Raw genomic sequence first — 12,774 nt, forward strand, 5'->3', positions numbered from 1 at the left:
CGAGATTGGATTTGGGCTTTGGTAGGATTCGACTCGATCCATCACTGTAGCCGACGGTTGCGCTCCACGGGAGGGTTAGGGGAGTTGACCCCCATCAACACGCTATTTCCGGGGACGCGTAACCTTACCTCGACTGGCCCGCTCTTTGGAGGCGGGGTTTTTGTTGCCACCCACTGCGTTGTCATCATGAGCGCGTTTGACGAAGAGCGCGTGCTGAGCGTGCACCATTGGACCGACCGGCTGTTCTCGTTCACCACCACGCGTAACGCGGGCCTGCGCTTCCTCAACGGGCAGTTCACGATGATCGGCCTGCGGCTGGAAAACGGCAAGCCGCTGCTGCGCGCCTACAGCATCGTGTCGGCCAATTATGAGGAGCACCTGGAGTTCCTCAGCATCAAGGTGCCGGACGGGCCGCTGACGAGCCGGCTGCAGCACATCCAGCCTGGCGACCCCATCATCGTCGGCCACAAACCCACCGGCACGCTGGTGATCGACTACCTGCTGCCGGGCAAGCACCTGTATCTGTTCGGCACCGGCACGGGGCTGGCGCCGTTCATGAGCATCATCCGCGACCCCGCCACCTACGAGCGCTTCGAGCAGGTCATCCTGGTGCACGGCGTGCGGCTGGTGGCGGAGCTGGCCTACCGCGACTACATCACCCGGGAGCTGCCGCAGCACGAGTTCCTCGGCGAGATGGTCAGCCGCCAGCTGCGCTACTACCCCACCGTGACGCGCGAGCCGTTCGAGCGCCAGGGGCGCATCCCGCAGCTGGTGGAAAGCGGCCAGATGGCGCGCGAGCTCGGCCTGCCGCAGCTCAACCCCGAGACCGACCGCGTGATGATCTGCGGCAGCCCTGCGATGCTGCGCGACCTCAAGGCGATGTGCGAGCGCTACGGTTTCGTCGAGGGCAACACCAGCACGCCGGGGCAGTTCGTCATCGAGCGCGCGTTCGCCGAGGCGAATTGAGCGGACGGCACCGCGATGAAGGCTGCGCTGCGCTGGCTGGCCGACCACCCCCGCGCGCTGCCGGCCGCGGTGGTGGCGTGGTGCCTGGGGTTGCTGGGCTTCGGCCTTTACCTGCAGCACGGGGTCGGGCTGGAGCCGTGCCCGATGTGCATCGTGCAGCGCTACGCGCTGGTCGGCGTGGCGCTGCTGGCGCTTGCGGCGGCGCTGCTGCCGCGCGCGGGCCGGCTGGCGCTGCAGGCGCTGGCGGCGGCGCTGGCCGGGTTCGGGGTGTTCGTGGCGGCTCGGCAGTCGTGGCTGCAGTGGTTCCCGCCCGAGATCCAGACCTGCGGGCGCGATTTCTACGGCATGATCGAGGCGTTTCCGCTGCGCCGTGCGATCCCGATGATCTTCCGTGGCACGGGTGACTGCAGCGCGGTGGACTGGACGCTGCTGGGCCTGACGATCGCCAACTGGTCGTTCCTGAACTTCGTCGCGCTGGCGACGGTGCTGCTGGCCGGGCTGGCGCTGGGGCGGCGGCGCTAGCGCCATGGAGCGGGTCGGAGCGCTGGTCGTCGGCGCGGGCGTGGTGGGCCTGGCGGCGGCGCGCGCGCTGGCCCGCGCCGGGCGCGAGGTCGTCGTGCTGGAGCGCGAGCGCGCCATCGGCCAGGGGGTGAGCTCGCGCAGCAGCGAGGTGATCCACGCCGGACTGTACTACCCGCCCGGGTCGCTGAAGGCGCGGTTGTGCGTGCAGGGCAAGCACGCGCTGCTGGACTACGCGGCGCGCGCCGGCGTGGCGCACCGCATCTGCGGCAAGCTGGTGGTGGCCACCGAGGACGCGCAGCTGCCGGCGCTGGAGGCGCTGCAGCGCCGCGCCGAGGCCAACGGCGTGCCGGTGCACTGGCGCTCGGCCGACGAGGTGCGGCGGCGCGCCCCGGCGCTGCGGGTGCAGGCGGCGCTGGCGTCGCCGACCACCGGCATCGTCGACAGCCACGGCCTGATGCAGGCGCTGCTGGGCGACCTGCAGCGCGCCGGCGGCCTGCTGGCGTTGGGGTCGGTGTTCGAGGGCGCCGAGCCGCTGGGCCGCGCGGGGCAGGGCGGCTGGCGCGTGCGCGGCCGCACGTTGCAGGGCGAGGCGTTTGCGCTGCAGGCCGACGTGCTCATCAACGCCGCCGGCCTGTGGGCCTGCCACGTGGCGCGCGCGGTGGCCGGCCCCGACCCGGCGCGCTGGCCGCAGCCGCGTTACGCCAAGGGGCACTACTTCGCGCTGCGCGCTCCGGCCCCGGCGGACTGCCTGGTCTATCCGGCGCCCCAGGATGCCTGGCTCGGCATCCACCTGACGCTCGACCTGGCGGGGCAGGTGCGCTTCGGCCCCGACCTGGAGTGGCTCGACGCCGATGACCCGGCGCGGCTGGACTACGCCGTCGACGAGGGGCGGCGAGCCGCGTTCGTGCAGGCGATCCGGCGCTACTGGCCGGGCCTGCCGCAGGCGGCGTTGAGCCCGGCCTATGCCGGCGTGCGGCTCAAGATCCACGGCCCGCACGAGCCGGCGCCCGATTTTCGCGTCGAAGGCCCGGCCGAGCACGCTCATGCGGGGCTCGTGCACCTGCTTGGCATCGAGTCGCCGGGGCTGACCGCCGCGCTGGCGCTGGGCGAGGAGGTGGTGCGGCGGCTCGCCGGCGCCTGATCGGTTCCAGCCGCAGTGCGCGTCCTTGATCTTCGTCAAGCAGCGGGCGGGAACCACCCCCCGCCGCGACGGCTCGTTCAGGCATGGAACTCACGCCGTTTGCCGAGCTGGCCGCGCTGTTGCTGATCGCCGCGCTGGCGGGGGCGGTGTTCGTGCGGCTGCGCCAGCCGGTGCTGATCGCCTATCTGGTGCTCGGGCTGGTGCTGGGGCCGGCCGGGCTGGGCCTGGTCAAGGCGCACGACCAGGTGGCGCTGCTGGCGCAGATCGGCGTGACGGTGCTGCTGCTCATCGTCGGCCTCAAGCTCGATTGGCACCAGGTGCGCCACATCGGCCCGGTGGCGCTGGCCACGGGTCTGGGACAGCTGGCGTTCACGATCGCCGGCGGCTTCGTGCTGGTGCTGCTGCTCGGCAAGGACGTGATGACGGCGCTCTACGTGGCGGTGGCGCTGACCTTTTCCAGCACCATCATCATCGTCAAGCTGCTGACCGACAAGCGCGAGCTCGACACGCTGCACGGCCGCATCGCGGTGGGCTTCCTGATCGTGCAGGACCTGGCGGTGGTGCTGGCGATGATGGCGATGAGCGCGCTGCGTGCCCCGCAAGGGCAGGAGGTGGCCTGGGGGCCGGTGCTGCTGTCGCTGCTGGGTCGGCTGGCGGTGGCGGTGGCGCTGGTCGCGGCGCTGATGCGCTGGGTGCTGCCGCGGCTGGTGGCGGCGATGGCGCGCTCGCAGGAGCTGCTGCTGGTGTTCGCGCTGGCCTGGGGCACGGCGCTGGCGGCGCTGGGGGAATGGGCCGGTTTTTCGATGGAGGCCGGCGCCTTCATCGCCGGCTTCACGCTGGCCTCCACCGCCTACCGCGAGGCGATCCACGCGCGCCTGGGCGGCGTGCGCGACTTCCTGCTGCTGTTCTTCTTCATCCACATGGGCGCGGAGCTGGATCTGTCCACGCTCGGGCAGGAGCTGCCGGCGGCGCTGGCGCTGTCGGTGTTCGTGCTGGTCGGCAACCCGCTGATCGTGATGGCGATCATGGGCTGGATGGGCTACCGCAAGCGCACCGGGTTCCTCGCCGGGCTGACGGTGGCGCAGATCAGCGAGTTCTCGATCGTCTTCGTCGCGATGGGCATCTCGCTCGGCCACGTCGGCGTGGAGGCTCTGGGGCTGACGACGCTGGTGGGGCTGGTCACGATCACGCTGTCCACCTACATGATCCTGTACTCGCAGCCAATGTACGAGCGGCTGGCGCCGTGGCTCGGCGTGTTCGAGCGCCGCCGGCCGTTTCGCGAGCTGCAGCCCGACGACGGCGCGGGCGAGCTGCGGCCCGAGGTGGTGATCTTCGGTCTGGGCCGCTATGGGGTGGAGCTGCTGCGCCAGCTGCACGCGCGCGGCGTGCGCGTGCTCGGGGTCGATCACGACCCCGAGGCGGTGCGCCACCTGCAGCGCGCCGGGCTGCCGGTGCTCTACGGCGACGCCGAGAACGTCGATTTCATCGAGGGCCTGCCGTTGAGCGGCGTGCGCTGGGTGGTGGTGACGTTGCCGCTGGCGGCGTCGGTGCGCGCGCTGCTGCACGCGCTGCGGCAGGCCGGCTACGATGGGCAGGTGGCGGTGACGGTGCGCGACGCCGAGACAGGCGCGGCGCTGCGCGGGCACCGCGTCGGCTGGGTGCTGCGGCCGTTCGAGGACGGCGCGGCGCACGCCGCCGAGCGGCTGCACGGACTGCTGGGGGCAACCCCGCAAGGAGGATGACGACGATGGATCAGGCGACCTGCGAGCAGGCGCCGCCGCAGGCGGTGCTGGCGGCCACCGACCTGTCGGACGGCGCGGCGCTGGCCGAGGCGCGGGCGGCGCGGCTGGCGCGCGAGCAGGGCTGCGCGCTGGTGCTGCTGCACGTGCTGGCGCACGACTGGCTGCAGGCGCTGCGCGAGTGGATGGGGCCGACCGCCGGGGCCGAGCGCGTGCTGCGCCAGACCGAGGCGACGCTGGCCCAGCGCGCCGAGGCGCTGGCCGCAGCGCACGGCGTGCCGGTGCACCCGTGCGTGATCGAGGGGCACCCGGTGGCGCAGATCGTCGCCGTGGCGCAGCGGCTGCAGCCGCGCTGCATCGTGGTCGGCGCGCGCGGCGGCAACCCGCTGCGCCGCCTGCTGCTGGGCACGACCTCGGAGCGGCTGCTGCGCAAGGCCGCCCATCCGCTGCTGGTGGTGCGCACGCCGGCGCGCGACGCCTACCGGCGCGTGCTGCTGCCGGTGGATTTTTCCGCCTGGTCGGCGCCGACGCTGGCGCTGGCGCAGCGCCTGGCGCCGCAGGCGGCGGTGGAGCTGCTGCACGTCTACACCGTGCCGTTCGAGGAGAAGCTGCGCTTTGCCGGCGTGGACGACGAGGTGATCGCCTGCTACCGCGAGCGCGCGCGCCAGCACGCCAGCGCCGAGCTGCACGCGCTGGCACACCGCGCCGGCTGGGTGCCGTCGCGCTACCAGGCGCTGCTGCACGAGGGCGACCCCGCCGCCGCCGTCGTCGAGGAGGCACAGCGCCGCGGCAGCGACCTCGTCATCATCGGCAAGCACGGTCGCAGCGCCACCGAGGAGCTGCTGCTCGGCAGCGTCACCAAGCACGTGCTGGCCGAGGCGCCGTGCGACGTGCTGCTGTCACCGGCGCGGGCCGACGACGTTTGATGTTGGCGATTCGGCCCGCGGTGTATGCCGCGGCTGGGGTCAAAAGCCGGCTTCTTTCTGATGGCGCAGCGCCAGGATCGTGACTTGATCCTCGCCGACGCGGTGTCGCCTTCAGATCCTTCCCGCCGTCCGCAGCGCCTGCGCCACCTCGCCCACCAGCGCCGGGCCGCGGTAGATCAGGCCGGTGTAGAGCTGCACCGCGTCCGCTCCGGCGCGCAGCTTGGCCACGGCGTCGGCGCCGCTCAAGATCCCGCCGACGCCGATGATCGGGTAGCCGGGCCCCAGGCGCGCGCGCAGCGCGGCGATCACCCGGTTGCTCGCCTCGGCCAGCGGCGCGCCCGACAGTCCACCGGCTTCCTCGGCGTGGGGCAGGCCGCGCACCGCCTCGCGCGCCAGCGTCGTGTTGGTGGCGATGACGCCGTCCATCCCGTGGCGCTGCAGCGCCTCGGCGATGGCGCCGATCTGCGCCTCGTCCAGATCCGGCGCGATCTTGACGAACAGCGGCTTGCGCGCGCCGTGCGCGTCCTCCAGGCGCGCACGCTCCTGCATCAGGGCCGCAAGCAGCCCCTCCAGCGCCGCGTCGCTCTGCAGCTGGCGCAGGTTGGCGGTGTTGGGGCTGGAGATGTTGACGGTGACGTAGTCGGCGTGCGCGTACACCCCGCGCAGGCCGAGCAGGTAGTCGTCCACCGCGCGCTCGATCGGCGTGGCGGCGTTCTTGCCGATGTTGAGGCCCAGCACCAGGGCGGCAGCGCCGTCGCGGCGCACGCGGCTGGCGCGCACGTGCCCGACGAAGGCTTCGAGCCCCTCGTTGTTGAAGCCGAAGCGGTTGATCAGCGCCTGCGCCTGCGGCAGGCGAAACAGCCGCGGGCGCGGGTTGCCGGGCTGCGGCCGCGGCGTGACGGTGCCGACCTCGACGAAGCCGAAGCCCAGCGCCGCCCAGGCGTCGATGCAGCGCGCGTTCTTGTCCAGCCCGGCCGCGAGCCCCACCCGGTTCGGCAGCCGCAGGCCGGCCAGTTGCACCGGGTCGTCCACGCGCGCATCGGCCAGGCAGCGCATCAGCGGGGTGTGCTGCACGCGCTCCAGCCAGCGCAGCGTCAGATCGTGGGCGTCCTCGGCGTCGAGGCGAAACAGGACGGCGCGGGCGGCGGCGTAGGGGATCCAGCTCATCGGATAATTGTCGCATCCCAACCCACCACAACCCGAGGAGCCGAGCCGATGACCGCCGCCACCCCAACGACGCAGGACGAACTCAAGGCCCTGGTGGGCCGCGCCGCGCTGGATTACATCGGGCACGGGCGCATCATTGGCATCGGCACCGGCTCCACCGTCAACTGCTTCATCGATGCGCTGGCCCAGCAGCGCGAGCGCATCATCGGCGCGGTGTCCAGCTCCGAGGCCACGACGCAGCGGCTGCGCGCGCACGGCATCCGCGTCTTCGACGCCAACGAGGTTGAGGAATTGGAGGTTTACATTGACGGCGCCGACGAGATCGACCCGCGCGGCTTCATGATCAAGGGCGGCGGCGCGGCGCTGACGCGCGAAAAGATCGTCGCCGCGCAGGCGCGCCGCTTCGTCTGCATTGCCGACCAGAGCAAGTGGGTGGAGGTGCTGGGGCGCTTTCCGCTGCCGGTGGAGGTGATCCCGATGGCCGCGCAGCGCATCATCCGCCAGTTCGCCGCACTCGGCGGCACCGCGCGCGTGCGCCTGCGCGACGGTGCGCCGCTGGTCACCGACAACGGCCAGCACATCCTGGACGTGACGGGGCTTGCGATCACCGATCCGCCCGCGTTCGAGAGCATGGTCAACGACTGGCCGGGTGTGGTGACGGTGGGGGTGTTCGCGCACCAGCGCGCGCACGTCTGCCTGCTCGGCACGCCCGAGGGCGTGCGCACCATCACGTTCGACGGTCCCGGGCGCTGAGACGCCGGGCCGCGGCGGGTCGCCGTGCCCCGTGCGCCCATTCAGACCGGCTCGCCTGCCAGCCCCTTGTGCCGCAGCAGCGCGTCGATGCGCGGCTCGCGGCCGCGGAAGGCGACGAACGACTGCAGCGCCGGGCGGCTGCCGCCGACCTCCAGGATCTCCTGCCGGAAGCGCCGCCCCGTGGCCGCGTCGAGCACGCTGCCGCCCGCGGCGGCGGCCTCCTCGAACGCGGCGAAGGCGTCGCTGCTGAGCACCTCGGCCCACAGGTAGCTGTAGTAGCCGGCCGCGTAGCCGCCGGCGAAGATGTGGCTGAAGGTGTGCGGCATGCGGTGCCAAGCCGGCGGGCGCAGCACGGCCACCTCGTCGCGCACCTGCTCCAGCAGCGCCATCACGTCGCCGTCCGGGGCGCCCTCCAGGTGCAGCCGCATGTCGAACAGCGCGTATTCCACCTGCCGCAGCAGCTGCAGCCCGCTCTGGAAGTTGCGCGCCGCCAGCATTTTGTCAAACAGCGCGCGCGGCAGCGGCTCATCCGTGTCCACGTGGCCGCTCAGGGCCTGCAGCGCCTCGTAGTCCCAGCCGAAGTTCTCCATGAACTGGCTGGGCAGCTCCACCGCGTCCCATTCGACGCCGCGGATGCCGGCCACGTCGTGCTCGTCGATGCGCGTCAGCAGGTGGTGTAGGCCGTGGCCGAATTCGTGCAACAGCGTCGTGACGTCGTCGTGCGTCAGCAGGGGCGCGCGGCCGTCGGTCCCTGCGCCGAAATTGCAGACCAGGTGCGCCGCTGGCGTCTGCAGCCGGCCATCGTCCGGGCGGCGCCAGCGGCTGCGCACCTCATCCATCCAAGCGCCGCCGCGCTTGCCAGCGCGGGCGCTGGGGTCAAGGTAGAAGTGACCGATCAGCGCGCCGTCGCGCTCCAGCCGGAACACGCGCACCGACGGGTGCCACACCGGCGCCTCGTCCGGCACGATGCGCAGCTCGAACAGCCGGCCCACCAGCTCGAACAACCCCTGCAGCACGCGCGGCAGCGGGAAGTAGGGCTTGACCTCCTGTTCGCTGTAGGCGTAGCGCTGCTCGCGCAGCCGCTCGGCGATGTAGGTCCAGTCCCACGGCTGCGGGTCCGCGAGGCCCAGATGCCGCGCGGCGAACGCGCGCATGTCGGCCACGTCGCGCTCGGCGAAGGGGCGCGCGCGCCGCGCCAGGTCGCGCAGGAAGCCGATCACCTGCTCGGGCGTCTCGGCCATCTTGGGCTCGAGCGACAGGTGCGCAAAGCTGGCAAAGCCCAGCAGCCGCGCTTCTTCAGCGCGCAGCTGCAGCAGCTCGCGCATCAGGGGGCCGTTGTCGAAGCGCTTGAGCTCGCCTTCGGCCTGGTCGCTGGCGCGCGTGCCGTAGGCACGGTAGAGCCGCTCGCGCAACGCCCGGTGGTGCGCGAACTGCTGCACCGGCAGATAGACTGGCAGCTTGAGGCCGAGGCGATAACGCCCCGGCTGGCCGGCGGCCTCGGCGGCGGCGCGGGCGCTGGCGCGCACGTCGTCGGGCAGGCCGGCGACCTCCTCCTCGCTGGCGTCGTAGGTCCAGGCGTCGGTGGCGTCCAGCGCGTTCTCGCTGAACTTCTGCGAAAGCTCCGCCTGCCGCTCCTGGATGGCGGCAAAGCGCGTCTTGGCCTCGCCCTGCAGCTCGGCGCCGCCGAGCACGAAGCCCTGCAGCGCCAGTTCGCGCGCGCGCCGCTGCACGGCGTCCAGCGCCGCCTCGTCCAGCGCCTTGTACTTGGCGTAGAGCGCCTCGTCGGCGCCCAGCCGCGTCCAGAATTCGGTGACGCGCGGCAGCAGCGCGTTGTAGGCGGCGCGCAGCGCGGGCGTGTCGGCCACGGCGTTGAGGTGGCCGACCACGCCCCAGGCGCGCTCGAGCCGCTCGGTGGCCACGTCCAGCGTGCGCGCCAGTTCGCGCCAGTCGGCGGGAAAGTCAGGCGCGGTGGCGCGCGCCAGCGCCGCCTCGGCGTCGTGCAGCAACGCCTCGAGCGCCGGCTCGACATGCTCGGGCCGCACGGCGTCGAAGCGCGGCAGGCCGTCAAAGTCCAGCAGCGGGTTGGCAAGCAGGGAAGGGTCGGTGCGGGTGTTCATGCCCGCAAGCATGCCACGGCTGGCGCGCCCGCGCGCGCCGCAGGGGCGGCGGCGCACCGGGCGCTTCAGCCGCTGCGGGCCGCGGCGGCCTTCTTCGCGCTCTTCTGGCGCTTCTTGGCCTTCTTGACCAGGCCGCCCGGCGTCAGGCGCTGGTTGCCCAGCACCCGCACGGTCTTGATATCAGGCCGGCGCCCCGGTTGCTTGGCCGGCTTGATGACCTTGAATTCGCGCGGGCCGGGCTTGCGCTGCGGGTCGGCGGCCTTCTCCTTGGCCGGCTTGGGGCGCCACAGCACCAGCAGCTTGCCGATGTGCTGCACCGGGGCGGCGTGGAGCCGCTCGGCCAGCTCGGCCAGCCACGCCTCACGCTGGGCGCGGTCGCCCGCCAGCGCGCGCACCTTGATGAGGCCGTGCGCCTTGAGCGCCGCGTCGATTTCGGCGACGACGGCATCGGTCAGGCCGCCGGCGCCGATCATCGCGACTGGCTCGAGGTGGTGGGCCGCGCCACGGTGGGCGGCGCGCTCGGCAGGTGTCAGGTTCAGGGCAGGCATGGGGCGATTATCCCGCGGGCGGTGCGTGGCCGATATAGTGCGGGCCATGGTCAAGGTCCGCACGAAAAGCAAGAAGGTCGACAAGGCCTGGTTCCAGCAGCACGTTACCGACCCGTGGGTGCGGCGCGCGCAGCAGGAGGGCTACCGCGCGCGCGCGGCCTACAAGCTGCAGGAGCTCGACGAGGCGTTCCACCTCGTGCGGCCCGGGCAGGTCATCGTCGATCTGGGCTGCGCGCCGGGGGCGTGGAGCCAGTACCTGCGCCGCCGCCTCGGCACGCAGCCGGGGCCGGACGGGCGGCCGCGCGTGCGCGGGGTGATCGTCGGCGTGGACCTGTTGCCGGTGGAGCCGATCGATGGCGTGCACCTGCTGCAGGGCGACTTCCGCGAGGAAGCGACGCTGCAGGCGCTGCAGGCTGCGCTGCGCGCGGCGCTGGGGGCGGCGCCCGAACGCGCGGTGGACCTCGTGGTGTCGGACATGGCGCCGAACCTGAGCGGCATCGAGGAGGTGGATGCGGCGCGCATCGAGCACCTGGTGGAGCTGGCGGCGGACTTCGCGCTGCGGCACCTCAAGCCCGACGGGGCGCTGGTGGTCAAGGTGTTCCACGGCGGCGCCTACGACGCCGCGGTGCGGCTGCTGCGCCAGCACTTTCAGACCGTCAAGGCGCACAAGCCGAAAGCGTCGCGGCCCCAGTCGGCGGAAACCTTCCTCGTCGCCCGCGGTCTGAGAGCTTGAGGCCCGTTGGCGCTACGCTATCCGCGCGATAGCCAGGGTTTCGCATCAAAGGCGGCGTGGTGCGCTTGAGAACGCCTACAATGGGCCTCACATGCAGCAGTGTCGCGCCCCTTGGGCGTCTGGGTTGAGCAGGAGCCTTCGTTGAACAACAACCAGTGGATCTCGAAAGTGGCGATCTGGATGGTGATCGCCATGGTGCTGTTCACGGTCTTCAAGCAATTCGATGGTCGTGCCACCACCGGCGCCGGCTACATGGCGTACTCCGACTTCCTCAACGAGGTCAAGGCGCAGCGCATCAAGAGCGCCACGATCCAGGAAGGCTCCAGCGGCACCGAGATCATCGCCGTCACCACCGACGACCGCCGCATCCGCACCAACGCCACCTACCTTGACCGCGGCCTGATCGGTGACCTGATCGCCAACGACGTCAAGTTCGACGTGCGCCCGCGCGAGGAAGGCTCGCTGCTGATGACGCTGCTGGTCAGCTGGGGGCCGATGCTGCTGCTGATCGGCGTGTGGATCTACTTCATGCGCCAGATGCAGGGCGGCCGCGGCGGCGCGTTCAGCTTCGGCAAGAGCAAGGCGCGCATGCTGGACGAGTCGGCCAACACGGTCACGTTCGCCGACGTGGCCGGCTGCGACGAGGCCAAGGAAGAGGTCAAGGAGCTGGTCGACTTCCTGAAGGATCCGCAGAAGTTCCAGAAGCTCGGCGGGCGCATTCCGCGCGGGCTGCTGCTGGTGGGGCCGCCCGGCACCGGCAAGACGCTGCTGGCCAAGGCGATCGCCGGCGAGGCTAAGGTGCCGTTCTTCAGCATTTCTGGCTCGGACTTTGTCGAGATGTTCGTCGGCGTGGGCGCGGCGCGCGTGCGCGACATGTTCGAGCAGGCCAAGAAGAACGCGCCCTGCATCATCTTCATCGACGAGATCGACGCGGTGGGGCGCCAGCGCGGTGCCGGCTTGGGCGGCGGCAACGACGAGCGCGAGCAGACGCTCAACCAGATGCTGGTGGAGATGGACGGCTTCGAGACCAACCTCGGCGTCATCGTGATTGCCGCCACCAACCGGCCCGACATTCTGGACGCCGCGCTGCTGCGCCCGGGTCGCTTCGACCGGCAGGTGTATGTGACGCTGCCGGACATCCGCGGGCGGGAGCAGATCCTGAAAGTGCACATGCGCAAGATCCCGATCGGCCCGGATGTCAGCGCCGAGGTGATCGCGCGCGGCACCCCGGGCATGAGCGGGGCGGACCTGGCCAACCTGTGCAACGAGGCGGCGCTGATGGCGGCGCGGCGCAACGCCCGCGTCGTCGAGATGCAGGACTTCGAGAAGGCCAAGGACAAGATCCTGATGGGCCCGGAGCGCAAGAGCATGGTCATGCCGGAGGAAGAGCGGCGCAACACCGCCTACCACGAGGCCGGCCATGCGCTGATCGGCAAGCTGCTGCCCAAGTGCGACCCAGTGCACAAGGTCACGATCATCCCGCGCGGGCGGGCGCTGGGCGTGACGATGAGCTTGCCCGAACGCGACCGGTATTCCTACGACAAGGAATACATGCTGAACCAGATCGCGATGCTGTTCGGCGGCCGCATCGCCGAGGAGGTCTTCATGAACCAGATGACCACCGGGGCGAGCAACGACTTCGAGCGCGCCACGCAAATCGCGCGCGACATGGTGATGCGCTACGGCATGTCCGAGAAGCTCGGGCCGATGGTCTATGCCGAAAACGAGGGTGAGGTGTTCCTCGGCCGCTCGATCACCAAGACCACCAACATCAGCGAAGAGACCATGCGGCAGGTCGATGCCGAGGTGCGCCGCATCATCGACGAGCAGTACGCGCTGGCCCGGCGGCTGATCGAAGAAAACAAAGACAAAATGCACGCCTTGGCGCAGGCGTTGCTGGAATGGGAAACGTTGGACGCCGACCAGATTGACGACATCATGGCGGGGCGTCCGCCGCGGCCCCCGAAGGACATCACGCCGCCCAACCCTTCCTCTGGCGGCGGTCAAGGGGGCGGAGCAGCTCCGGTGGTGGGCCAAAACGAAACGGCCCCGCAGGCTCCGACGGCGGCTTGATCCGAACCATTGGCGTCGGTGCGCCGTTGCGGTCGGGCCTCGTGATTCGGCACGGTTCCCAGTTGGAGGTTGCAGCCCGACGGTTCGGC

The 12,774-nt window shown here is 71.3% G+C and carries 11 protein-coding genes; 8 read left to right on the plus strand and 3 right to left on the minus strand.

Going from position 1 to position 12,774, the window contains the following annotated elements:
* The first annotated feature begins 186 nt into the window (after window positions 1–186).
* From Talka_RS01330 to Talka_RS01350, 5 genes are all read left to right on the plus strand, one after another.
* Window positions 187–966, plus strand: coding sequence for a ferredoxin--NADP reductase (locus tag Talka_RS01330; RefSeq protein ID WP_143889237.1), 780 nt, complete (start codon window positions 187–189; stop codon window positions 964–966).
* Window positions 967–981: 15 nt separating this feature from the next.
* A complete protein-coding gene (locus Talka_RS01335; protein WP_143889239.1) occupies window positions 982–1,488 on the plus strand; it encodes a disulfide bond formation protein B in 507 nt (168 codons plus the stop codon).
* 4 nt (window positions 1,489–1,492) lie between these two features.
* Window positions 1,493–2,629, plus strand: coding sequence for an NAD(P)/FAD-dependent oxidoreductase (locus Talka_RS01340; protein WP_143889241.1), 1,137 nt, complete (start codon window positions 1,493–1,495; stop codon window positions 2,627–2,629).
* An 83-nt stretch (window positions 2,630–2,712) separates the two neighbouring features.
* Entirely contained in the window at window positions 2,713–4,371 is a 1,659-nt protein-coding gene (locus Talka_RS01345) for a cation:proton antiporter (RefSeq protein WP_143889243.1), read from the plus strand.
* 5 nt (window positions 4,372–4,376) lie between these two features.
* Entirely contained in the window at window positions 4,377–5,294 is a 918-nt protein-coding gene (locus Talka_RS01350; RefSeq protein ID WP_143889245.1) for a universal stress protein, read from the plus strand.
* A 111-nt stretch (window positions 5,295–5,405) separates the two neighbouring features.
* On the opposite strand, the gene Talka_RS01355 is transcribed toward Talka_RS01350, so the two are convergent.
* Complete coding sequence (locus Talka_RS01355) at window positions 5,406–6,461, minus strand: quinone-dependent dihydroorotate dehydrogenase (RefSeq protein WP_143889247.1); 1,056 nt, start codon at window positions 6,459–6,461, stop codon at window positions 5,406–5,408.
* Between the two features lie 48 nt (window positions 6,462–6,509).
* Between Talka_RS01355 and rpiA the strand changes: the two genes are divergently transcribed.
* Complete coding sequence (gene rpiA / locus Talka_RS01360; RefSeq protein WP_143889249.1) at window positions 6,510–7,214, plus strand: ribose-5-phosphate isomerase RpiA; 705 nt, start codon at window positions 6,510–6,512, stop codon at window positions 7,212–7,214.
* Window positions 7,215–7,255: 41 nt separating this feature from the next.
* Here the strand turns inward: rpiA and Talka_RS01365 are convergent, their stop codons facing one another.
* On the minus strand, window positions 7,256–9,331 hold the full coding sequence (locus tag Talka_RS01365; RefSeq protein ID WP_143889251.1) for a M3 family metallopeptidase: 2,076 nt from the start codon (window positions 9,329–9,331) through the stop codon (window positions 7,256–7,258).
* A gap of 65 nt (window positions 9,332–9,396) precedes the next feature.
* On the minus strand, window positions 9,397–9,879 hold the full coding sequence (locus tag Talka_RS01370) for a YhbY family RNA-binding protein (RefSeq protein ID WP_143889253.1): 483 nt from the start codon (window positions 9,877–9,879) through the stop codon (window positions 9,397–9,399).
* A 46-nt stretch (window positions 9,880–9,925) separates the two neighbouring features.
* On the opposite strand from Talka_RS01370, the gene Talka_RS01375 reads away from it, so the two are divergent.
* Both Talka_RS01375 and ftsH read left to right on the plus strand, forming a co-directional pair.
* Window positions 9,926–10,612 (plus strand): RlmE family RNA methyltransferase, encoded by a 687-nt coding sequence (locus Talka_RS01375; RefSeq protein ID WP_143889255.1) that lies wholly within the window; start codon window positions 9,926–9,928, stop codon window positions 10,610–10,612.
* A 180-nt stretch (window positions 10,613–10,792) separates the two neighbouring features.
* Window positions 10,793–12,685, plus strand: coding sequence for an ATP-dependent zinc metalloprotease FtsH (gene ftsH / locus Talka_RS01380; protein WP_143889453.1), 1,893 nt, complete (start codon window positions 10,793–10,795; stop codon window positions 12,683–12,685).
* Window positions 12,686–12,774 lie beyond the last annotated feature (89 nt).

This window comes from Tepidimonas alkaliphilus (assembly GCF_007556595.1).
GTDB classification, from domain to species: domain Bacteria; phylum Pseudomonadota; class Gammaproteobacteria; order Burkholderiales; family Burkholderiaceae_C; genus Tepidimonas; species Tepidimonas alkaliphila.